At 36.1% G+C, this 1,475-nt stretch carries 2 protein-coding genes; both read right to left on the reverse strand.

The genetic code is table 11. The features are described 5' to 3' along the window. Positions 1-30: 30 nt before the first annotated feature. Positions 31-894, reverse strand: a complete 864-nt coding sequence (locus tag C9J35_RS23025) for an IS3 family transposase (RefSeq protein ID WP_235616416.1) — start codon at positions 892-894, stop codon at positions 31-33. After that, positions 858-1,418, reverse strand: coding sequence for a helix-turn-helix domain-containing protein (locus C9J35_RS23030; RefSeq protein WP_107927146.1), 561 nt, complete (start codon positions 1,416-1,418; stop codon positions 858-860). The genes C9J35_RS23025 and C9J35_RS23030 overlap by 37 nt, the downstream gene beginning before the upstream one ends. Positions 1,419-1,475 lie beyond the last annotated feature (57 nt).

The following is a 1,475-nucleotide window of genomic DNA, read 5'->3' on the forward strand; positions in this document are numbered from 1 at the left end:
CGGTAGTGACCCCTTAAAGTTAGAGTTTTATTATGCAGCTAATTGGCTGGCATGTTTTCGGTAATTTACCGGACTCATGCCGGCCAGTTTTTGTTTAATACGAACATTATTATAATAATTGATATACTCTTTTATTTTCTTTTGTAATGCTTCATAAGAGATTAATTGTTCTCCATAATACATTTCCTGTTTTAGTAAGCTAAAGAAGTTCTCCATGGCCGCATTGTCTGCGCATTTTGCTTTACGAGACATGCTTTGAAAAATCCTGTTCTGCCTTAATGTTTTCACCCACGTATTGTGTTGATAGTGCCATCCTTGATCGGAATGAATTGTTGTCCGATATTCAGCACGCTTTTGAATAATTGGAAGTGCTTGTTTAAGTGAATCTAACACAAAATCTAGGCTCGGCCGTTTTGACATACTAAACCCAATAATCTCACCATTATATAAATCCATGATCGGACTTAAATATAATTTTTCATCATCTGTACATTTAAATTCAGTTACATCAGTCACCAATTTTTGAAGGGCATATGACGTTCTGAATCTACGATTCAAAAGGTTTTTAGCGACTTTCCCAACTGTTCCTTTGTATGATTTATAGCGTGATTTACGTACGAATTTTACACATTTCAACCCTAGGTTTTTCATAATTCGTTGTACCTTTTTATGATTAATTGTATGTCCTTGCACTCTTAATTCCGCATGAATTCGGCGGTAGCCATATCGACCTTCATGTTTTTCGAAAGTCTCTAAAATCAAGACTTTCCACTCTACGTCTGGATCCTTTTGCCCCATCAGTTTGATATGATAATGATACGTCGCTTCTGGAATATCCACTTGTTTTAAAATATCTTTTAATCGAAATCCTTCTTGTTTAAGTTCGAAGGCGATGGCAGCTTGTGCTTTTCGAGGAAGGCATCTGGATTCTCTCGAAAAGCCTTCAACTTTTTTAAATACGCAACCTCTAAACGAAGCAGTTCATTTTCGCGTTCTAGCTGCTCCTCACGTGACATTGTTTTTTCTTGGTTATTCGCTGTTGATTTTTGTTTCTTTGACATAGACGGGCGCCCCTTTGATTTTTTTTGCAGGCCCTCTATCCCTTCTTTTAAAAAACGATGATACCAACTAGCAACTAAAGTTGGATCATTCAAGTTAAAGTGAATCGCAGTATCTTGATAGGAAGCACCTGTTCGTTTCATAAAGTTTAATACATCTAATTTAAATTGAACAGAATAAAACTGCTTCGTTTTCTTAACGGATAAGCCACTATGCCCAAACTCTTTAAAAGCACGTACCCATCTCCTTAATGGAGAATCACCTATACCATACTTCTTCGCTATCGCTCGATATCCTAGAGAGCCACTTAAATATTCTTGAACCACCATCAATTTAAATTCTTCATTATATTTAGTCATAAAAAATCACCCCAAAAGTTAGTTTTTTACTCTAACTTTTGGGGTGCAGTACATTCT

It is taken from the genome of Lysinibacillus parviboronicapiens (assembly GCF_003049575.1).
Classification (GTDB): Bacteria; Bacillota; Bacilli; order Bacillales_A; family Planococcaceae; genus Lysinibacillus; species Lysinibacillus parviboronicapiens.